The sequence below is a fragment of the Pseudomonas asgharzadehiana genome (assembly GCF_019139815.1).
GTDB lineage: Bacteria > Pseudomonadota > Gammaproteobacteria > Pseudomonadales > Pseudomonadaceae > Aquipseudomonas > Aquipseudomonas asgharzadehiana.
Window position 1 is genome coordinate 3,215,959 of record NZ_CP077079.1, and the last position, 18,461, is coordinate 3,234,419.

Below are 18,461 nucleotides of genomic sequence, written 5' to 3' on the forward strand. Positions count from 1 at the left end.
GCGTCAGGCGCCCGACCGCATGATGGCGGGCGCCTGCACCCCGCATGAAAGTGAGCCTTGGCGCCCGCTGTTCAACGCCAGCGAAAGATCCAGAGCCAGTATCAGCAGAATCGAAAAACCAAATAACGTGCGTGCCCAGCGTGTCGGATCAATCAGGCGCACAGGGCTGTTGGCGAGTGCCAGCCAGTAAGCGCTAAGGCCGCTTACCACGGTGAAATACAGCACGTTCATTTGGGCCACCACACCCAGCAACACAGCGCTGGCCAGGAAGGCCAGCATGTACGCCTGTATTTGCCTGTGGGTTTGGGACAGCGTCAGTAAGGGCAGGCGCGCCGCGCGAAAATCCTCGCGCCGCATCACGGTGATGGCGTGTGAATGAGGCATCTGCCAGCAGCCGAACACCGCGATCAGCAGCATCGCCGTGGCATCAAACCGGCCGGTGACCGCGGCATAACCTATAACGGGCGGCATCGCCCCGGAGAGGCTGCCGATCAAGGTTGCCCAATGCGACCGTCGCTTCAACCAGTAGGTATAAGCCCCCAGGTAGATAACCACGCCGACCATCGCCAGGATGCAGGCCAACACATTGCTGGCAGCCCACAACAAACTGAAGCCGGCGATGCCCAGCGCAAGGGCATAGCTTACGGCGCTGGGCACCGTGATCGCTCGCAGGGCCAGCGCCCGGTGACAGGTGCGCACCATGCGCCGGTCGATGTCGCGGTCAATGCAGTTGTTCAGCACGCAGCTGCAACCGATCACCAGCGCGGTGCCGAGCAGGGTCGCCAGCAAACGCAACGGTGCCACCGAATGACCGCTGGAGGCCAGGAAATAGCCGCCGAGCACTGACGCGAGGTTACCGAAAATGATGCCGGGCTTCGTCAATTGAACCCCGACATTGAGTAGCCCCATCCAGTGTTTCAGTGCGCCAGCATATTGTGATGAATATTGTCCATGATCCATAGCGAGAGCCCCACCAGCAGCAAAATGATGACCACTGAAAAAACCAATGCGATCAAGTTCCAGCGTTGTTCTGCCGCCGTGTCCAGGTGCAGGAAGTACTTGAGGTGGGCGATGACTTGTATCGCGCCCAGCGCCACCACCAGCCATGCGGTAACGGTGCGCGGCAGTGACGGGAACATCACCAGGGCGAACGGGACCAGGGTCAGCAGCACCGAAACGAGGAACCCGACCAGGTACGAACGGCTGCTGCCATGGCTTGTACCGGCGCTGCTGTGAATCGAACTTTGTTTGTACATGTCACACCACCCCTAACAGATAGACCACGGTAAACACGCAGATCCACACCACGTCCAAAAAGTGCCAGAACAAACTCAGGCAACTGAGGCGCGTGGCATTGGTGTTGGTCAGGCCACGTTGATAGACCTGGGCCATCAGCACCGCCATCCAGATCAACCCCGTCAGCACGTGCGCGCCGTGGGTGCCCACGAGCGTGAAGAATGCGGTCAGGAACGCACTGCGGTCCGGCCCATGGCCTTCTTCGATCAGGTGGTGGAATTCGTTGAACTCCATGGCGATAAAGCCCGCACCCAGCACAAATGTGAGCCCCAACCACCGCAGGACCTGGGCTTGCTGGCCACGGTTCATGGCGAGCATCGCGTAGCCGTAGGTGATGCTGCTCAACAGCAGCAGCATGGTTTCACCCAGCACATAGGGCAGTTCGAAAATATCCACGCTCGAAGGGCCGCCGGCCACGCTGTCGCGCAACACGGCATAGCCTGCGAACAACGTGGCGAACAGGATGCAGTCGGTCATCAGGTAGATCCAGAACCCGAACAGGCTCAGGGAACCGGCGTCTTCGTGCCCTTGTTCGTGGGTATGCGCAACGTCTGTTTCGATGATGATGTTGGACATGGGTCAAGCCTCTGCCAGGTCTTTCAGGCGTGCCTTTTCGATGCGCGCGACCTCTTGCGCGGGCACGAAGTAATCGGTGTCTTCGTCGTAGCTGCGCACCACGAATGCAACCACCGATGCCACCAGGCCGAAGGCCGCCAACCACCAGATATGCCAGACCAGGGCAAAGCTGCAGACCAGTGCGAACAGGCTGATGACCAAGCCCGAAGCGGTGTTGCGCGGCATGTGGATGCTTCGGTAGTCGGTGTGGCTGAGGGTGCTGACGCCGCGTTCCTTCATGCCCCAGTACGCATCCAGGTCGCTGACCTTGGGTTGCTCGGCGAAGTTGTACAGCGGTGGCGGAGAGGCGGTGGCCCATTCCAGGGTGCGGCCGTCCCAAGGGTCGCCGGTGAGGTCGCGATAGCGATGACGGTAGCGGATGCTGACAAACAGTTGCAGGGCCTGGGACGCGACACCGCAGAGGATAATCGCCACGCCCACCAGTTCGAGCAGCAGCCAGGGCCGCCATTCCGGGTTGTTGAAGTGGTTGAGGCGGCGCGTCATGCCCATGAAGCCCAGCACGTACGAGGGCATGAAGGCGAAATAAAAGCCGATGAGCCAGCACCAGAATGCGATACGCCCCAGTTTGTCGTACAAGCGAAAACCAAAGGCCTTGGGGAACCAATAGGTCAGGCCGGCCATGTAGCCGAACACCGCGCCCCCAATGATCACGTTATGAAAGTGAGCGATCAGGAACAGGCTGTTGTGCAGCATGAAGTCGGCGCCGGGCACGGCCAGCAGCACGCCGGTCATGCCGCCGATGCTGAACGTCACGATAAAGCCCAGGGTCCACAGCATCGGCGTCTCGAAGCGCACCCGTCCACGGTACATGGTGAACAGCCAGGTGAAGATTTTTACCCCGGTTGGTACGGCGATGATCATCGTCATGATGCCGAAGAACGCGTTGACGTTACCGCCCGAGCCCATGGTGAAGAAATGGTGCAACCACACGATGAACGACAGCACGGTAATCGCGATCGTTGCCCACACCAGCGACACGTAGCCGAACAGCCGCTTGCTGCTGAAGGTGGCCGCGATCTCGGAAAACACCCCGAACGCCGGCAGGATCAGGATGTACACCTCCGGGTGCCCCCAGGCCCAGATCAGGTTGACGTACATCATCGGGTTGCCACCGGCTTCGTTGGTAAAAAAATGCATGCCCAGGTAACGGTCCAGGGACAGCATCAGCAGGGTGGCGGTCAGGATCGGGAACGACGCCAGGATCAGCACCGAGGTGCACAGTGCGTTCCAGGTGAACACGGGCATCTTGAACAGGGTCATGCCTTCGGTGCGCATCTTCAGGATGGTCACGAAGAAATTCACCCCCGTGAGTAACGTGCCGATGCCGGATATCTGCAGTGACCAGATGTAATAGTCCACGCCGACGCCGGGGCTGTAACCCAGCTCGGACAACGGCGGATAGGCAACCCAGCCGGTGCGCGCAAACTCGCCCACCCCCAGCGAAATGTTGACCAGTGCCGCGCCGACCACGAACAGCCAGAAACTCAGCGCGTTGAGAAACGGGTAGGCCACATCGCGCGCGCCGATCTGCAACGGCACCACGATATTCATCAAGCCGACCACGAAAGGCATGGCCATAAAGAAGATCATGATCACGCCGTGGGCGGTGAAGATCTGGTCGTAGTGTTCAGGCGGCAGGTAACCTGGCCCGCCGCTGGCGGCCATGGCTTGCTGGGTACGCATCATGATCGCGTCGGAGAAGCCGCGCAGCAGCATCACCAGCGCCACGATGATGTACATGCAGCCGATTTTCTTGTGGTCCACCGAGGTAAACCATTCGCGCCACAAATAACCCCATTTGCGTTTCCAGGTAATCGACCCCACCAACGCCACACCGATCAGCCCAACGAAGGCCAGCGTGTACATCACAATGGGCTCGCTTGTTGGGATCGCCTCCCACGAAAGTTTTCCGAACATTGTTAACGCTCCTGCACCAGGTAGTGATCCGCGCGCTCGCCGGTGCTGTTCAACCGGGTCTGGCGGCGCTGGGTTTTGTCGGCCTTGTTCATGCCTTCATATTTGTCGACGATGTCCAGGAACAGCCGCTCCTGTACCGCCGAGTAATAGGTCACCGGGTGCCGGGTGCTAGGCTTGGCCAATTGCGCATAGCTGGTGTGGTCCAGCTGCGTCGGCGCACCCTTGACCTTTGTCAGCCAGGCTTGAAAGTCGGTGTCGCTCAGTGACAGCGTGGAGAAGTGCATGTCGGAAAAACCGGGGCCGTTGTAATTGGCGGCAATGCCTCTGAACTCGCCGGTCTCGTTGGCGATCAGGTGCAACTTGGTCTGCATCCCGGCCATGGCGTAGATCTGCCCGCCCAGGGCCGGGATGAAAAAGGAGGTCATGGCGGCGTCGGACGTGATGGTAAAGCTCACCGGCGTATGCACCGGCAGGGCAAGCTCGTTCACGCTGGCGACACCCAGGTCGGGGTAAATGAACAGCCACTTCCAGTCAGTGGCCACCACCTGAACATTGAGCGGTTGTTTGTCGGAGTCGAGCGGGCGATAGGGGTCGAGGGCGTGGGTGGTTTCCCACGTCACCCATCCCAGGGCGATGATGATGAGCAACGGAACGCCCCACACCACGGCTTCGATTTTGTGCGAACTGGCCCAACGGGGCGAGTAACGGGCTTTTTTGTTGGTCGCGCGATAGCGATAGGCAAACACGAACGTGAGCACGATCACCGGCACGACCACCAGCAACATCAGGCCGGTGGCGAGGATAATCAGGTTGCGCTCGTCGGTTGCAATCTGGCCCTTTGGGTTGAACACCACCAGATTGCAGCCGGTTAATAAGAAGAGGCTGGCGATATAGGCCAGGCCATAACTCGCGCGTTTCATGCCGTGCTCCTGTGTTGATAAATATCCGCGATGAGTGCGTTGCGCTTGTATGCCCAAGTCATTCAAGCGAACCGCTGACGCTGTGCGTGTTAAAACCCCTTACCCGAACAATTTGAATTGGACGTGAAGGGTTGGTTTAACAATTTGTTACTTCGCCTGACGAACGGCTTAACAAGCGAAACACGGGTGATTTTGTATAAGCGCTTGTTCGAATCTCGTGCAAAAAAATACGGAATCCCGGATAAGGATTCAGGTCTCACGTAACGGCCGGCCAACTAACGATGCGGGAGATGACTTATGTTTATTCGAGGTAATGCCTACAATGCTTGGATCGAAAAGCAATTGAAAGAAGAGTGTTTTACCCAAGAGGTGGAAAACGGTTGTCATATCGAAGTCAGGGCGCGAGAGCGTACGGACGCGGATATAGAAGTGTTGGTCTGCGTCTATACCGCTACGGGGCAGTGTGTTGCCGAGCGCAGCCAACAATTGCCGGGCGCTGAATGGACAGTGCGGGATGCGCTCAAACGCGGTATTGATCAGGCGGAACGAATCGCCGGCGGAGAGTCGGGGCGATTACCTTGCGCGGATGCTCACTTGCACGAAGATGATTGACCGGGTTCAAGCCCACAGAGGGCCTCTATCATTCGGCAAAAAAAAGCCCGTACTGAGTACGGGCAAAACAGGAGTTCTGGAAGTTATAAGTGAGCAGGCTGCGCGCTGAGAAACATACGGCACACTTATCGGTCCTCGATAATGATGGACGTGTTCCGTTACTTATTGCCGTGCTCCCCTCTGAATAACTAGGAGTGTATGAAACTACTCACGAACTCTGCCTTGATAACAGGCAGCTCGATGGCATGGATCAATCCGGCGGTCATGGCATTCGGCGGGTCGAGAATGCGCGGCGCGGCGATCAGGTATTTTTCGGTTTCCAGTTTTTCGGCGGCATCCAGCGTGCGCTCGGCGACGATGCGTGCGTACAACTGTAAGTCGTAGTCAAGACTCATCGCATATTCGGACATGCGCGAATGGTCGATAGAACCTTGCAAATGCCAATGGAACGGGTGGAACAGAAACTTGCTGTGCTTGCAGGCGGTCCGCCGCTCACCGGCCAGGAAAATAATATTGCCCATCGATTCCACGGTGCCCAGGTTGTGGGTGTGTACCGGGATCGGCAGTGACAGCAGGAAGTTATACATCGTGAAACCGTAGCTGCATTCACCGCCCATGGTGGCAATGTTCAGGACCAGGCCAGAGGCGTCTTGCTGCACGGCCAGCGAGGCTTGTTGGATAAGCTGGCTGCAGGTCGACGCGGTGATCGGTCCGGTAAAGTTGATAATGTGTAAAGGCATGGTGTCCCTCATCCATAAAGACAGGGGAGCGCCGCTCCCCTGCATCCAGCACATCAACTGTTGCGGCCGCCACCATGGCTGTGTTCGCCACCTTTACGCCCCGCTTCAGAAGCTTTCTCACGGTCGTTGGCGAAGTTGCCGCCACTGTTCTGGCCGCCCTTACTGCCCGCTTCGGCGGCGCGCTCAGGGTCATTTTTGAAGTTACCGCCGCTGTTCTGGCCGCCTTTGCTACCGATCTCTTGATAGAACTCTTTGTCATGAGAAGCGGACGTAGCTTCGCCGCCTTTTTTACCGGCTTCATTGACGCTCATTTGGCCTTGCTTGTCTTGAGTGCTCATGTTGATTTACCTCGTTGCTATGTGGGTTAGGTTACGTCGCTTTAATGCTACGAAAGCCACACTAAACAACTGTGTGTGCACTGCTTATAAGTGCCTTTCGCACAAGGGAGGTGTGTGTGAAACACCTATTGTTACTTCGGTTCTTTCTGGCATTCGCTGGTATTCATAACTCGCCGTCGTATGAGAACGTCCGCTTGTGTTTGTATCAGCGTGCCTTTCCATAACCGATCCGCGATAAAAATCGCTTTGTTGACCATCCACTGTTGTTCGCATCGTTTATTCCCTTTGATAACTAGGAGGGCGACTGGGCCGCTTTGCTATGAGGACTTACGGCCGCCGCCATGGCTGTTCTGGCCACCTTTACGGCCCGCTTCCGACGCTTTCTCACGGTCGTTTGCAAAGTTACCGCCGGACGCTTGGCCACCTTTCTTTCCCGCCTCCGATGCTTTCTGAGGATCATTGGCGAAGTTGCCCGGGTTCTTATTACTCGTCGTCATGGTATTTCTCCATCGGTGAGTTGTCGTTTCGCTAGTTATCCACTTCGCTAATGGATATCTACTCCGATAACGCGGCCCGCGAAAACGTTTTGAGCAATGAGATGAATTGGCGACGAACGGTCGACTCGGTGAAAAAACTTATACAAGCGCCGCGCAACAGTGCCGCTTCGTCTAACTTTATTAACGTCTGCAATATTAGATTGATAGCATTTAAGTGCGCGTGTGAAGTGCCAACAGCCCGTTCGACGCGCAGCGTTATAAACAGTGGCGGAACAACGTAAAGGCGGGCAACGCTTTGGAACTTTGGAGCCGCCGGTAAAATCCCATGACAGCGACTCAGTGCGTGATTGAACCCTCAACGATACGCCCGCCACCGAGGAGATAACGATGCTTGATAGGTCTACGTCCGCGCAGTCAGCCTCGCGTGGCCATTTAAGTCGTGCGTTCGAGCTTGGATGGGCGGGCGCGTTGTTCTGGGCGGCGATCCTGAGTGTGATGCTACTGCTGCTGGTCTGCGGATACAGCGCCCTGTTCAAGGCCGATGTGTCCAATTTGCGTTTTGCCCTCCTGGGTGGCCTGAGCGGGTTCAGCGCGACGGCTTTAGGCGCAATCGCAGCGATAGCGCTACGCAGCATCAGCTCACGCACTCAAGACACCATGCTCGGCTTTGCAGCCGGGATGATGCTCGCCGCGAGTTCGTTTTCTTTGATTCTTCCCGGTATCGATGCCGCACAGGCAATGACGGGTAATCAGGTCTGGGCTGCCTGCGTAGTGGTGGCAGGGCTGGGGCTGGGCGTCGCGCTCATGGTTGGCCTGGAGCGCTTTGTTCCACACGAGCATTCGCAAAGCGGACGTAAAGGCCCGCATACCGAACGGTTCAATCGGGTGTGGTTGTTTGTACTCGCCATTACGTTGCACAACCTCCCGGAAGGTATGGCCATCGGTGTCAGCTTTGCCGATGGCGACCTTAAGGTCGGGGTGCCCTTGACCACGGCCATCGCGATCCAGGACATACCCGAAGGCTTGGCGGTGGCGCTTGCATTGCGCGTCACCGGGCTCTCGGCGTATCGCGCGATGTTGATTGCCATCGGCTCTGGATTGATGGAGCCAATAGGCGCTGTGGTGGGCTTGGGCATTTCAAGTGGATATGCCTTGGGCTATCCCGTCGCCCTGGGGCTGGCAGCGGGCGCAATGATATTTGTCGTGTCACATGAGGTTATTCCCGAAACCCATCGCAATGGCCACGAGACACCCGCGACCCTCGGCTTGATGCTCGGATTTGCCGTGATGATGTTTTTAGACACGGCTTTAGGGTGAGCGGGTTTCCAGGCCGAGTTCGTCGAACACGTCGACCCGCTGCGCTAGATAGTCAAAGAAGGCGCTTGTGCCGAACAGCCGCGCGCTGTCAACTGCGGGGTGACTGATTTATGGTTGCCGATTGATCAGAACCGGCGAAGGCAGGGCTCGCCAGTGAGCAGAGCATGAGCAGCAGTAGACATCGCATCAGTGGCTAGCCAAATCCAGGTGGCCCGCACCGGCATCGCGCCGCACTGCAATTCGCGCAAGGTCGGCTGGCTGCGGTGCAACAAGGTATTGACGATAGGTCTTGAACGCCTCCAGCACAGAAGCATCCCGAGGGCGGTAGTCATCGCCACTCAAGCGCTGCCGATGACCAACCCCATGCCCTGGATACCGGCATGAGCCCCTATGCCTATAAGGGTCTTGTTCGAACCGATCTTCAAACGCTGCAACCCCTGCCTTGTCATACGTCACCGTGGCCGGCGGTTTCGACTGGCAGAAATGGTTGGCACCGTCGATTGCCCATTGCCCGCCGCCCTGGGGGCAAGCGTTGGCCATGCACCCGGCCTCTGTGACCGTGGTGCTGCCGTCGGACACAACCGAACCGCGAAAATCAAACGTATGGTCCAGGGCGATGACGCGCGGGGTGTCATCGGTGCAGTTGCCCCGTGGGTCGAAGCTTGCACACAGCGCCTTTTGCAGTGCGGCCGGTGTGGCGGGGCGCACGGCCGCAACTTGGCCACCGCCGGTTACGTCTTTGGCAAAACCCTCGGCATGGCTTGCCGCCAGAGCCGGCGTTACCAGCACAGCGGCAGCTAACACGAGGGCTGAAAGACACTGGGGAATCGGGAACGTCAACGGCATATTCCTGAAGGTTGAATACCAGCGGCCAAGCCTTGCGAAACAGGCTTGCCATGATCTGAATAGGCGCGGGTATTTATCAAACGCTTTAAGCCCGATAACCATTGCCTTCAGCTGAGGTTCAGCCGGGCGCTGTCAGCTTGCCGGAGAACTGACTGAGCCTTGCAGGCGCACGGGTTTTGCATCCGCGTCACGGCCGGTGCCGATAGGCGTGAAGGTGTTGCTGATCGCGGTACGTTGCAGGGCGCTTATTCGATGGGGTATCGCTTGAAGGCTGGGTGTTCCTCAAGACGCCTGGCATGGAGTTGCAAGTGCGGGAAGGCCTCGGCGTCAACCATCGAGGCGATTTTGAACTGGCTGAAAGACCAGGCCACTGCCGCGCTGACGGCACCTTGCGTCAGGGCTTGATTCGGCGCATGGGCCAGGCGTTTTTCCAAGGCCGAGTAGGCTGCCAGCAACTGGCCGGTTACCCGGTCGAGCCAGGGCTCGTGGAGTTTTTCTGCGGGGCGCAGGTTATGTTCGTACACGATCTGTACGGTTTTCTCACAAGCGGCCAGGGCGAGCCCCGTCAATTGCAGGTCCTGGGCTCGCGCGCTGGCTGGCTGTGGCAACAGCTTTCTATCAGCCGGAGCCAGCGCTTCGAAGTAATCGAGAATCAGGCTTGAGTCCATCAACACGGTTGAATCATCCAGCACCAGGCTGGGCGCCTTTACCACCGGGTTGATCCTGGCGAATTGTTCGTAGGTGCTGAATACCGAAAGTGGCTGATGCTCAAAATCGACGCCGTAAAGATCCAGGGAAATTGCTACGCGGCGCACGTAGGGCGAGTCCAGCATGCCGACCAGTTTCATGAAGCCTCCATTTACGTCAGGGTAATTTTCAATGGGGATACTTGAGGTACTTGTACAGGTTGAGCAGTAGCTCGCAGTTCGCGAGGTGAGGGTGGCGCGGAAAGACCCTGTGGCTGGCAGGATTGTTAATTTGAGATTACTTTAGCCTGTGTTCGGGCCGCAAAATATCGATAAATATTACCGAGAAAGGTTAGGTTGGCTTACATGAGTGCATTTCCTCCCTTGACCTGCCTGCGCAGTTTCGAAGCCACTTCCCGGTTGGGAAGCGTCACCCTCGCCGCCAAGGAATTGCACGTCACGCATTCAGCTGTCAGCCAGCAGATCAAGGTACTGGAGGAGATTGTCGGGTTGACGCTATTTGTGCGCGAAGGGCGGGGCTTGCGTGTCAGCGAGGATGGGCGACTGTATGCGCTGCAGATTCGTAAAGCCCTGGGCGACATCGCCGAGGCCACTCGATTGATCCAGGCCCAGCCCAAGATGGGGGAGTTGGTGGTGGCGGTTCTGCCGTCGTTCGGCCGGTCGTGGTTGATACCGCGCCTACCGGGTTTTCAGCAGCTTTACCCGCATATCAGCATTCGCCTGCAAGCCAGCCTGACAATTTCCAACCTGCATCAGGAGTCGGTGGATATCGGCATCCGCATGGGCAAGGGTGATTGGGAGGGCGTCGAGCAAAAACTGTTGTTTCACGATGAAGTCGTGGTAGTTGCCGCTCCCCATTTCAATGGCGGACGCCTGCCGCAGACGCCGCAAGAAATCATCGACAGCCCGATCATCTACAACACTGAATCGTGGTTGCCCTGGTGCGAAGCGGCCGGCGTCAAGATGGGCGACGCGCGCAAGGGGTTATGCAGCAATGATTCCAACCTGGTATTGGAAGCCGTTCGCCTGGGGCAAGGCATCGCGCTGGAGCGGCGCAGCCTGGTACATGACGCTATCGAGCGGGGCGAGCTGGTTCAGCTGTGTGACGTCAGTGCGCCGTACGCCTACCCCTATTGGCTGGTGTGGCCACCCAGGGAAAGTTCGCAAGACAAACAACGCGAATTCTCCCATTGGTTGTCCGGCGAAGTGGAACGTTACTTCGCGCAACTGAAACAAAACGCCTGACAGAAGTACTGCCTGAATGGATCTGTTTGAGCGCGACATAGGGGTACTGCCTTTTATCGAACTGACTTATACCCCAACACGACCCCTAAAACCGGGTGCTCTTCGCGAAAAGTATCAACCCCCATGCTGACCGCAAATATGAGCGACACGCTGCGGCGGTGAACAACATCCTGGGCAAGTGAGCAGGCAACTAAGCTAGGCTGTTCGCACGATAGACCGTCGGCATACGACGGCCTGAAAACAAAGGCGCTATTAATGTCGAAACATGTGCTGTTGGGCTGGACCCATTCCTTGTGCGTGCTTGCTGCCTTGAGCGGCGCGGCCTCCATGGCCGTTGCTGCGCCGCCTGACAAAACCGCTATGGCGGCAGCGGACATGCAATCGGTGTCCCTGGCAGGCGGCAAGCTGAAGTTCGTGCTCAAAGGCGTCGAGGCCCGCACCTTGAACAGCGAGAACGGCGGCACGATGTACTTCGATCCGAAAAGCGAGCAGGCCATCATCGTTACCGAAGGTCCGGCGTCGACTGCGGGCACCACCCCGGACGCTGCGTTTCGCCTTGCCGTGGATACCTTGAAAGAAAAGCAGCAGGCCGCGTCACCCAACTTTCGCACGACTAGCGAGAAGACCATTCAGGTGAATGGCTTGAAGATGTACCGCCTGGACGGCACCGACGATTTCAACGGCCTGAAACTACTGGTGGCCTCGTTGATGACGATGAACGATCAGACGATCACCGTTATCGAAGTGATGTCCAGCGTAAACGACCCGGCCGGCCATACCGCTGCGTTGAAGAACATTCTGGGCAAGTAAACCGCAAGTTTCCGGAGGGCAGGCTGTCGGCTCCCGACGGTCTGTCCATCACAAGGAGCCCGCATGAGCTCGTGCGCAAAGCTTGCCTAACGCGGTGTCGTACTCCCCGACCCACCCGCGCCGTACGGGGGCTATGTACCCAGTTACAAACTATCGGGGTCGCCGAAGAACATTTTGACTGGGCTCTAGAACAATGTTTTCAGGCAGAAAAAAATCAAATATGCCCCCAGTTTTGCCCCCAGTTGCATGCGATGCACTCACAATTGCGAGTGCGCGCCCTGGCGGTGATGCTACGTGGGGCTTGATGGCTTTCGGTGGCACAGCCCTTTTGAAATTGGCTGGTTCGCCCGCCTTACATATGCTCACTGGCTGCCAGTCTGCCGGTATCTACTGATGCATCTCCGTCACGGACATGGTGAACACCAACTTGGATCTGCCAGCGTTGGAATAGGAATGAGGTACATCGGTTTTCGCCACTGCCGAACTCCCCGCAGGGATGACCAACTCTGTTTCCCCTACCACGCATTTCAGCGTGCCTTTCTCCACATGAAACAGTTCAAGCGTGCCCTGAGGATGCCCCTGTGAAGCGAAAGATTCGCCTGGATGCATTTCCCAACGCCACAGCTCGATCATATTAGGGCCGGACGTTCCCGCCAGGAGGCGCGCCGTTCCTCCCAGGTCACCGGTCCAGAGCGTGGGGATGTCTTGGCTGTCGATGATATGGGCGGATGGGGCTTCGGTCACATTGACGATGTCTGCAACAGACAGTCCAAGCGCGGCGGCGATTTTGCAAAGGATGCCGATACTGGGGTTCGCCGTACATTTCTCTATTTCGACGACCATTCCTTTGCTCACCCCTGAGCGGCGGGAAAGCTCATCCAACGTGATCTTCTTTGCTTTGCGCGCCTGTTTGAGAGTGCGCGCGACGGCCAGGCTGACGGCTTGAGCGTCAGCACCAGAGGTAGTCGACAGGCTGGTATTGGTGGTCATTGATGAAGGTCATTAGAAAAAGGTGCTGGGATTTTCGGCCTTTATCAGTAGCTGCGTCAATCGGCTCAGCCGTTATATTAGATGATAATGGTCATTATATTGACTTTATTGGTCGTCGCTGACTAGCATTAAATGACATTTAGGTTCCTGGAGGTTTTTGATGCTGTCCGTACTGCCGTTGATCGATCAAGCCGTTGCAGAATTGGCTCCGGAGTTCAGGGCCCTGAGCATTGTGGTGGGAGCTGCGCCGCTGATTCATCCTGAGGTTGCTCAGTCTGCGCTGGATCGCGCTTGCAAGGCCGTGCAGGAAGGTGGGCCAAGCTGGGGAGATGCGCACCTGGCCGCATGGGCGGAGACATTCCGAAAGTTCGGCGCAAAGCCGCAGCGGACGCCTTGTTCAGCTGAGGCGCTACGTAAACGGGTTTTACGTGACGGAAGCTTGCCGAGCCTGGATCCCATCGTCGATCTCTACAACGCAATCAGTATTGAGTACGCCATCCCTGTTGGCGGGGAAAACATTGAAGCCTATGTGGGCTCCCCACGGCTGGTAGTCGCCGATGGCACCGAGCCTTTTGACACCATGAAAGAGGGCGCTCCTGCTTTCGAGTATCCAGACCCCGGCGAGGTTGTCTGGCGCGATGACAAAGGCGTGACCTGCCGTCGCTGGAATTGGCGGCAAGGTGTCAGAACCCGTCTCGGTGCTGACGCGAAGAGCATGTGGTTCATTTTGGAGAGCTTGCCGGCGATGCCGCTTGAAGCCTTGACGGAAGCGGGGGACAAGCTGATCGAAGGGTTGCAGCAAATGATGCCAGGCGTCCAGATCGAAAGCTCACTGATTGGTCTTGGGGTCAAATAGTCGACAAGCCACTGCAAGGAGTGATGACGATGTTTACCGGCCTTAGTGCATTTCCTCTGACACCTATGAATGAGCGAGGGGTGGACGAAAATGCTTTTACCCGTCTTGTGCAGCAACTGGTGGCGGCGAAAGTAGATTCCATCGGGGCTCTCGGATCCACCGGAAGTTATGCGTATCTTTCTCGCGCCGAACGCTCTCGAGTTGCGCAGTTGGTGGTAGAGGCGGCGGAGGGTGTGCCTGTGATGGTGAGCATCGGAGCGCTGCGTACACGCGACGTTTTGCTGCTGGCCGAGGATGCGCAAGCCGTGGGAGTCAAAGCCTTATTGCTGCCACCCGTGTCGTATCAAAAACTGACTCAGGACGATGTTTTTTCGATGTACGAAATGGTTTCGGCCAACGTCTCAGTCCCGCTATGTGTCTATGACAATCCGGGTACCACCCATTTCGATTTTACCGATGAGTTACATGGGCGTATCGCGGAGTTACCCAACGTCAGATCAATCAAAATTCCGGGCGTCCCCGACGCGCCGCACCTGGCCAGGGAGCGCGTGGTACGTCTGCGAAAATTGATTCCGAGCCACGTGACGATCGGAATAAGCGGCGATGCGTTAGCGGCTATTGGCATGAATGCCGGCTGCGATGCCTGGTACTCCGTCATGGGCGGTTTGTTTCCCAACACAGCGCTCGCAATCACGCGAGCTGCATTGTCAGGGGACGCCGCTGAAGCCGCGCGCCTTTCTGAATCGTTGAAGCCGCTCTGGGCTTTGTTCAGGCAATTTGGCGGTAGCTTTCGAGTGATAGCAACAGCGGCGGAGCTTCTCGGGTTTACTCACTCTCCGAGTCTACCCCTGCCGCTCAGAACCATCGCCGGGGAAGGACGAGAGCAAATTGCTGCGGTGATTCAGGCGCTTGAATTGAGCTGAATGTTGACAGGGATGTTCTGCCTCACCCTTGGTGGGTGAGGCGAAGTCCCAATATCTACAGCTTCAAAAACGTTGTGAAATGATCCTGGTGCCCCTCCAGAATGTCCCTTGGCAGGATTGTGCCAACAGCGCCTCGATGCTGCAGGCCATGAGAAAGTACATGAGCAAGGATTTGCTCCTTGGTCATGTTGCCGGGTTTGCCGTCCTTGAAGATAAATGCCACCGGGTCAGACAGCTCCGCTGCGGTGACTGATTTTGTGTAGTCAACAAACCACTGATTTGCCTTTGTGAATGCCTCTTCCAGCTGACGAATGTCTTGCCTTTGCTCGGTGACAACGTCGTCAAATTCCTCCGGTTTACCTTGCAGTCTGGCGATGAACAACTGGTCCACAATATTGATGTGCCTGAGCCAATAACAGGCCTTCTCCATTTCCACAGGGAAGGACTGTGCAATGGGTGCTTTCAAGCACCGGAATAGCGCCTCCTCAGACCATGCCTTGTACTGATAAAGCGAGTGCAGCAGGTTTTTGGCACACATGGCGTTCTCCCATTTTCTAAGCGTCTTTCTAAGCGTCGTCGGCCCTTGGCACATCACAGGAGCTGGGACAAAGGGGGGGCGTGCAACGGAGCGGAATACCGTTGGCGAGATATAATAGTCACTATATTGACTTTTATAGTCAATGGTATGAAGCTTCATCAAAGGCGATTAACGCCGCCGCATTGAACTCCAACAGAGCCCCACCTTGCAGGTGGCCCGCTCGGAAATGGCTTGAGGGTGTCTTGGATCATGAAGTACGTCAGCACACGGACCCCTGGTAGAACATTCGATTTCAGCGAGGTGCTGATGGGGTCGTACGCGCCTGACGGTGGCTTGTACGTGCCCCACAAGGTGCCTCGCTTCAAAAAGGAGGAACTCTCAAAGCTCGAATGGTTGCCCTTTCATGAATTGGCTCGCTATGTAATCGAGCCATTTTTGGGGGGCTGGATCGAGCAAGGTCAGCTGTCCCGGATGCTTGAGGAGACCTTTGATTGTTTTAAAAGCAACGCAGTGACACCGCTGTACCAGACAGCAAGTAACGAGTGGATACTCGAGTTGTTTCATGGGCCGTCAGGCGTCTATCAAGACTTTGGCCTTCAATTGATGTCTCGCTTTATCAATCACGATTTGCTGAAGTTTGGAAAGAAAACGCTGATGGTAGGTTGTACAGGCGGAGATACAGGGGTTGCTGCAATAAAAGCATTTTCGGGAATGAAGGGCGTTACTGTGTTGGTGTTACATCCCGCCAAGGGTTTAACCATGGAGGATCGCCGACGTTTACTGAGTAAGGACGAAGGAAATGTTGTCAACATTGCGGTCGACGGAGATTATTCTGATTGTCATCGTTTGTGTGAGCAGTTCCTGAAACAAAATAATGATGCGCAGCAGTATCTTATTTCTTTCAACTCAGTGCATTGGGTTCGCATACTCGCGCACCTGTCCTTCTATTTTTATTCCGCTCTTCAGCTCGGCGCGCCTAAAAGAGAGGTTGCTTTCAGTGTGCCGACTGGGAATTTTGGCGCCCTGTACGCTGGTTATATTGCCAAGCAAATGGGGCTGCCCATCCGACAGCTAATCGTTGCCACGAATGCTAACGCCGGGTTGCATAACTTTCTCCAATCAAATCTGTACAGTCGAAATGAGATTCGTACGACCAGAACGCCCACTATGAATGTTTCATTAGCCTCTAATTTTGAGCGCCTGCAGTGGAGTATTTTAAATCGATGTGGAGAAAAAGTAGCTCGTAATATGCAGTTGTTAGAAGGCGAGGGCACCATCCACTTAGAGCAGGATGAATGGTTGGAGGCGCGCAAATTGTTTGACTCACTGGCTGTGGACGATGCGGACGCATTCAGTTGTATTCATGAGGTCTTTGCACAGAGTGGGTATCTTGTCAGCCCCAATACCGCTATCGGCTTGCGCGCTGCACGTGCGAGCAGGCGCAGCTTGCTGATCCCCATGATTTGCCTGGCGACGACACATCCGTCGAAGATTGGCGTTGCAACCCATAAGTCGGAGATTGTCGGCCACCTGAATACAGGCGGTGCTCCTGCAGTCGCCGAACAAGACTGTACTTCAATTGCTAACGACATCAGGGCGCTGACCTCGCTGGTCAAGGCCTTATCCAAAGACACGGAGTCTCACTCGTTATAAGTTCGGAGCCAGAGATGAAACGTGTTTTAGATAAAGTTGATGAAAAAATTTTGGAAGAACTCACCCGAAATGCACGGTTGGCCCACAACGATATTGCCCTAAAAGTTAATTTGTCCAGGAATGCAGTCAGGCTGCGGATTGAGCGACTGGAACGTGATGGTTATGTCCGAGGCTACACAATTATTAAAGGTATGCCCTCAGCCGATGCAGGCCCCATTAATGCATTGATCTTCGTTTATCGTCAAGACCGTATGCGAGATTCAGAAGTTGTTCGCTCCGTTGGTGCAATGCCTGAAGTCATTTCCTGCAATGTGATGAGTGGCGACCTTGATATCGTACTGACGGTTCAGGCGATGAATGCAGATCGTATCCACAGGGTATGGAGTGAAATTTCGGCGTTGCCGGGTGTCCTGAACACCGTGACCTCTTTTGTGCTGTCCAGCACTAAGTAGCAAGTTGCGTTGTTGCGTGAGCATTTTGCTCGTAACAACGTTCTGTTTGCCATATTCGTAAAGTTAAGTTGGCGGATTACTATCTCAGCACCACAACATAACAATGAGAACCCTGTCGTGACTGAATACAAAATTGCGTTGCTTGGTTTTGGTGGCGTTAACCGCGCGCTGACTCAGCTTATTGCCGATAAGAATTCGCGCTGGGCGGATGAGTTAGGTTTCACGTTGAAGATTGTCGGTATCAGTGACCTTTACCTCGGCTCAATCATTAACAAAGACGGCTTGGATGCTCATGAATTGGCTGCAGTGCCTGCTGCTAAAGGCGGCTTCAGGACGCTACCCGGCGGCAGTGCTGAACCGGCGAACGAAACCGTCATCCGTTTCTCAGGTGCCGATATTGTGGCTGAAGCAACCTTCACCAATCCTGTGGATGGTGAACCGGCTACTACCTTCTGCCGCTGGGCGTTGGAGAAGGGCGTCAGTGTCGTGACCACCAACAAAGGGCCTGTGGCGTTGCATGCACAAAGCTTGAAGGCGCTGGCCGATAGCGCCGGTGCCCGCTTTGAATTTGAAGGTTCTGTCATGAGCGGAACCCCGGTTATCCGTTTGGCCAAGGAGTCACTGGCAGGCTCGGAAATCACCGGCTTCAAAGGGATCCTCAACGGCACGTCAAACTTTGTCCTCTCCAGCATGGAGATGGGGTTGGACTTCTCGAGTGCTGTCGCAAAAGCCCAGGAGTTGGGTTATGCCGAAGCCGATCCAACAGCGGATGTAGAAGGGCACGATGTGCGCTTGAAGGTCGTCATCCTCGCCAATGAACTACTGGGCGCAAAACTCAAACCAAGCGATGTCTTGTGCAAAGGGATCTCTGAAATCACGGCCAAGGATGTCGCCGAGGCAACGAAAGCGAATGCCCGTTGGAAGCTGATTGGCAGTGCAGAGAAACGGAGCGATGGCTCGATTTCGGCCTCGGTGAGTCCTCAGTTGTTGCCATCCGGTGACGCGCTGTCAGCAGTCAGCGGAGCCACCAACGCAATCACGTTCAACACGGCCATTCTCGGTCCCGTCACTGTGGTGGGGGCGGGGGCAGGTCGTTTTGAAACCGCCTTTGCCTTACTGGCCGACATCGTGAGCATTCACAACCACAAAACCACGTCAGGTAAGTAAT

20 protein-coding genes and 1 pseudogene are annotated in these 18,461 nt (G+C 56.2%); 9 read left to right on the forward strand and 12 right to left on the reverse strand.

What is annotated here, in order from left to right; translation table 11 throughout:
- Window positions 1-3: 3 nt before the first annotated feature.
- From cyoE to cyoA, 5 genes are read right to left on the reverse strand one after another with little or no spacing between them, the layout of a single operon-like run.
- Window positions 4-909, reverse strand: coding sequence for a heme o synthase (gene cyoE, locus KSS96_RS14485; protein ID WP_217854984.1), 906 nt, complete (start codon window positions 907-909; stop codon window positions 4-6).
- Between the two features lie 8 nt (window positions 910-917).
- Window positions 918-1,256, reverse strand: coding sequence for a cytochrome o ubiquinol oxidase subunit IV (gene cyoD, locus KSS96_RS14490; protein WP_017529073.1), 339 nt, complete (start codon window positions 1,254-1,256; stop codon window positions 918-920).
- 1 nt (window position 1,257) lies between these two features.
- Window positions 1,258-1,872: a cytochrome o ubiquinol oxidase subunit III gene (gene cyoC, locus KSS96_RS14495; protein ID WP_068931820.1), complete on the reverse strand. Its 615-nt coding sequence runs from the start codon at window positions 1,870-1,872 to the stop codon at window positions 1,258-1,260.
- 3 nt (window positions 1,873-1,875) lie between these two features.
- The gene (cyoB, locus tag KSS96_RS14500) at window positions 1,876-3,849 is read right to left on the reverse strand and encodes a cytochrome o ubiquinol oxidase subunit I (RefSeq protein WP_135196286.1); all 1,974 of its coding nucleotides are present in this window, start codon (window positions 3,847-3,849) and stop codon (window positions 1,876-1,878) included.
- Between the two features lie 2 nt (window positions 3,850-3,851).
- Window positions 3,852-4,769 (reverse strand): ubiquinol oxidase subunit II, encoded by a 918-nt coding sequence (gene cyoA, locus KSS96_RS14505; RefSeq protein ID WP_017529076.1) that lies wholly within the window; start codon window positions 4,767-4,769, stop codon window positions 3,852-3,854.
- Between the two features lie 297 nt (window positions 4,770-5,066).
- Here cyoA and KSS96_RS14510 point away from each other — a divergent pair, with 297 nt between their 5' ends.
- Window positions 5,067-5,381 carry a hypothetical protein gene (locus KSS96_RS14510; RefSeq protein ID WP_116078839.1) on the forward strand — a complete coding sequence of 105 codons (315 nt, stop codon included), beginning with the start codon at window positions 5,067-5,069 and terminating at the stop codon, window positions 5,379-5,381.
- Between the two features lie 188 nt (window positions 5,382-5,569).
- Here the strand turns inward: KSS96_RS14510 and KSS96_RS14515 are convergent, their stop codons facing one another.
- The 3 genes from KSS96_RS14515 to KSS96_RS14525 all read right to left on the reverse strand — a co-directional run bounded on the left by KSS96_RS14515 (window position 5,570) and on the right by KSS96_RS14525 (window position 6,956).
- The gene (locus tag KSS96_RS14515) at window positions 5,570-6,121 is read right to left on the reverse strand and encodes an ATP-dependent Clp protease proteolytic subunit (RefSeq protein WP_065879113.1); all 552 of its coding nucleotides are present in this window, start codon (window positions 6,119-6,121) and stop codon (window positions 5,570-5,572) included.
- Window positions 6,122-6,174: 53 nt separating this feature from the next.
- Window positions 6,175-6,459, reverse strand: a complete 285-nt coding sequence (locus KSS96_RS14520; protein ID WP_017529079.1) for a con-10 family general stress protein — start codon at window positions 6,457-6,459, stop codon at window positions 6,175-6,177.
- Window positions 6,460-6,776: 317 nt separating this feature from the next.
- Complete coding sequence (locus tag KSS96_RS14525; protein WP_017529080.1) at window positions 6,777-6,956, reverse strand: con-10 family general stress protein; 180 nt, start codon at window positions 6,954-6,956, stop codon at window positions 6,777-6,779.
- Between the two features lie 495 nt (window positions 6,957-7,451).
- On the opposite strand from KSS96_RS14525, the gene KSS96_RS14530 reads away from it, so the two are divergent.
- The gene (locus KSS96_RS14530) at window positions 7,452-8,273 is read left to right on the forward strand and encodes a ZIP family metal transporter (protein ID WP_223271428.1); all 822 of its coding nucleotides are present in this window, start codon (window positions 7,452-7,454) and stop codon (window positions 8,271-8,273) included.
- A 347-nt stretch (window positions 8,274-8,620) separates the two neighbouring features.
- On the opposite strand, the pseudogene KSS96_RS14535 reads toward KSS96_RS14530, so the two are convergent.
- Together KSS96_RS14535 and KSS96_RS14540 are read right to left on the reverse strand one after the other, a co-directional pair.
- Window positions 8,621-9,119 (reverse strand): annotated as a pseudogene (locus KSS96_RS14535) (pectate lyase); the annotation flags it as partial.
- Window positions 9,120-9,364: 245 nt separating this feature from the next.
- On the reverse strand, window positions 9,365-9,967 hold the full coding sequence (locus KSS96_RS14540; RefSeq protein ID WP_017529083.1) for a glutathione S-transferase: 603 nt from the start codon (window positions 9,965-9,967) through the stop codon (window positions 9,365-9,367).
- A 204-nt stretch (window positions 9,968-10,171) separates the two neighbouring features.
- Here KSS96_RS14540 and KSS96_RS14545 point away from each other — a divergent pair, with 204 nt between their 5' ends.
- Both KSS96_RS14545 and KSS96_RS14550 read left to right on the forward strand, forming a co-directional pair.
- Window positions 10,172-11,071 carry a LysR substrate-binding domain-containing protein gene (locus KSS96_RS14545; protein ID WP_068931823.1) on the forward strand — a complete coding sequence of 300 codons (900 nt, stop codon included), beginning with the start codon at window positions 10,172-10,174 and terminating at the stop codon, window positions 11,069-11,071.
- Between the two features lie 255 nt (window positions 11,072-11,326).
- Entirely contained in the window at window positions 11,327-11,881 is a 555-nt protein-coding gene (locus KSS96_RS14550; protein WP_068931824.1) for a DcrB/PsbP domain-containing protein, read from the forward strand.
- A gap of 387 nt (window positions 11,882-12,268) precedes the next feature.
- On the opposite strand, the gene KSS96_RS14555 is transcribed toward KSS96_RS14550, so the two are convergent.
- Window positions 12,269-12,871 (reverse strand): XRE family transcriptional regulator, encoded by a 603-nt coding sequence (locus KSS96_RS14555; protein WP_003202223.1) that lies wholly within the window; start codon window positions 12,869-12,871, stop codon window positions 12,269-12,271.
- Between the two features lie 160 nt (window positions 12,872-13,031).
- Here KSS96_RS14555 and KSS96_RS14560 point away from each other — a divergent pair, with 160 nt between their 5' ends.
- Window positions 13,032-13,727, forward strand: a complete 696-nt coding sequence (locus tag KSS96_RS14560) for a B3/B4 domain-containing protein (protein ID WP_003202221.1) — start codon at window positions 13,032-13,034, stop codon at window positions 13,725-13,727.
- A gap of 29 nt (window positions 13,728-13,756) precedes the next feature.
- Window positions 13,757-14,650 (forward strand): dihydrodipicolinate synthase family protein, encoded by an 894-nt coding sequence (locus KSS96_RS14565; RefSeq protein WP_013693452.1) that lies wholly within the window; start codon window positions 13,757-13,759, stop codon window positions 14,648-14,650.
- Between the two features lie 55 nt (window positions 14,651-14,705).
- On the opposite strand, the gene KSS96_RS14570 is transcribed toward KSS96_RS14565, so the two are convergent.
- Window positions 14,706-15,188 (reverse strand): DinB family protein, encoded by a 483-nt coding sequence (locus KSS96_RS14570; protein WP_060613896.1) that lies wholly within the window; start codon window positions 15,186-15,188, stop codon window positions 14,706-14,708.
- Between the two features lie 249 nt (window positions 15,189-15,437).
- On the opposite strand from KSS96_RS14570, the gene thrC reads away from it, so the two are divergent.
- The 3 genes from thrC to KSS96_RS14585 all read left to right on the forward strand — a co-directional run bounded on the left by thrC (window position 15,438) and on the right by KSS96_RS14585 (window position 18,460).
- Window positions 15,438-16,841 carry a threonine synthase gene (gene thrC, locus KSS96_RS14575; protein ID WP_060613895.1) on the forward strand — a complete coding sequence of 468 codons (1,404 nt, stop codon included), beginning with the start codon at window positions 15,438-15,440 and terminating at the stop codon, window positions 16,839-16,841.
- 14 nt (window positions 16,842-16,855) lie between these two features.
- Window positions 16,856-17,293: an Lrp/AsnC family transcriptional regulator gene (locus tag KSS96_RS14580; protein ID WP_003202213.1), complete on the forward strand. Its 438-nt coding sequence runs from the start codon at window positions 16,856-16,858 to the stop codon at window positions 17,291-17,293.
- A gap of 117 nt (window positions 17,294-17,410) precedes the next feature.
- Complete coding sequence (locus KSS96_RS14585) at window positions 17,411-18,460, forward strand: homoserine dehydrogenase (protein WP_003202211.1); 1,050 nt, start codon at window positions 17,411-17,413, stop codon at window positions 18,458-18,460.
- Window position 18,461: the final 1 nt, after the last annotated feature.

Bases quoted from the DNA above. Each gene is read 5' to 3' on its own strand.
- cyoE (WP_217854984.1), bottom strand. From the start codon at position 909: ATGGGGCTACTCAATGTCGGGGTTCAATTGACGAAGCCCGGCATCATT.
- cyoD (WP_017529073.1), bottom strand. From the start codon at position 1,256: ATGTACAAACAAAGTTCGATTCACAGCAGCGCCGGTACAAGCCATGGC.
- cyoC (WP_068931820.1), bottom strand. From the start codon at position 1,872: ATGTCCAACATCATCATCGAAACAGACGTTGCGCATACCCACGAACAA.
- cyoB (WP_135196286.1), bottom strand. From the start codon at position 3,849: ATGTTCGGAAAACTTTCGTGGGAGGCGATCCCAACAAGCGAGCCCATT.
- cyoA (WP_017529076.1), bottom strand. From the start codon at position 4,769: ATGAAACGCGCGAGTTATGGCCTGGCCTATATCGCCAGCCTCTTCTTA.
- KSS96_RS14510 (WP_116078839.1), top strand. From the start codon at position 5,067: ATGTTTATTCGAGGTAATGCCTACAATGCTTGGATCGAAAAGCAATTG.
- KSS96_RS14515 (WP_065879113.1), bottom strand. From the start codon at position 6,121: ATGCCTTTACACATTATCAACTTTACCGGACCGATCACCGCGTCGACC.
- KSS96_RS14520 (WP_017529079.1), bottom strand. From the start codon at position 6,459: ATGAGCACTCAAGACAAGCAAGGCCAAATGAGCGTCAATGAAGCCGGT.
- KSS96_RS14525 (WP_017529080.1), bottom strand. From the start codon at position 6,956: ATGACGACGAGTAATAAGAACCCGGGCAACTTCGCCAATGATCCTCAG.
- KSS96_RS14530 (WP_223271428.1), top strand. From the start codon at position 7,452: ATGCTACTGCTGCTGGTCTGCGGATACAGCGCCCTGTTCAAGGCCGAT.
- KSS96_RS14540 (WP_017529083.1), bottom strand. From the start codon at position 9,967: ATGAAACTGGTCGGCATGCTGGACTCGCCCTACGTGCGCCGCGTAGCA.
- KSS96_RS14545 (WP_068931823.1), top strand. From the start codon at position 10,172: ATGAGTGCATTTCCTCCCTTGACCTGCCTGCGCAGTTTCGAAGCCACT.
- KSS96_RS14550 (WP_068931824.1), top strand. From the start codon at position 11,327: ATGTCGAAACATGTGCTGTTGGGCTGGACCCATTCCTTGTGCGTGCTT.
- KSS96_RS14555 (WP_003202223.1), bottom strand. From the start codon at position 12,871: ATGACCACCAATACCAGCCTGTCGACTACCTCTGGTGCTGACGCTCAA.
- KSS96_RS14560 (WP_003202221.1), top strand. From the start codon at position 13,032: ATGCTGTCCGTACTGCCGTTGATCGATCAAGCCGTTGCAGAATTGGCT.
- KSS96_RS14565 (WP_013693452.1), top strand. From the start codon at position 13,757: ATGTTTACCGGCCTTAGTGCATTTCCTCTGACACCTATGAATGAGCGA.
- KSS96_RS14570 (WP_060613896.1), bottom strand. From the start codon at position 15,188: ATGTGTGCCAAAAACCTGCTGCACTCGCTTTATCAGTACAAGGCATGG.
- thrC (WP_060613895.1), top strand. From the start codon at position 15,438: ATGAAGTACGTCAGCACACGGACCCCTGGTAGAACATTCGATTTCAGC.
- KSS96_RS14580 (WP_003202213.1), top strand. From the start codon at position 16,856: ATGAAACGTGTTTTAGATAAAGTTGATGAAAAAATTTTGGAAGAACTC.